We start from the raw sequence: 232 nt of genomic DNA, 5'->3' as shown, positions 1-232 counted from the left end.
TGGTGGCGGCCGGCGCGCAGGCCCTGTTTCTGCTCGATGCCGCGGGGCGGCAGTACCCCGGCTGGGGCCCCAAGGTGCTCGATTTTCCGCTGGCTGGGGCCGGCCGCGCTGCTGAGCGTGGGCGGGCGCGACGTGGTGGCGGCCGGCGCGCAGGCCCTGTTTCTGCTCGATGCCGCGGGGCGGCAGTACCCCGGCTGGGGCCCCAAGGTGCTCGATTTTCCGCTGGCTGGGG

General features: G+C 75.4%; 1 protein-coding gene. It reads left to right on the top strand.

Annotation, left to right across the window (positions count from 1 at the left end):
* Positions 1–36: 36 nt before the first annotated feature.
* Positions 37–232 (top strand): hypothetical protein (locus BEN49_RS17285; protein ID WP_141765700.1); only part of this gene is annotated, 196 nt, incomplete at its 3' end.

The sequence above is a fragment of the Hymenobacter coccineus genome, from assembly GCF_001816125.1.
Classification (GTDB): domain Bacteria; phylum Bacteroidota; class Bacteroidia; order Cytophagales; family Hymenobacteraceae; genus Hymenobacter; species Hymenobacter coccineus.
Note: the sequence above shows the minus strand (reverse complement) of the source record. Positions and strands in the feature narration are given on the sequence as shown.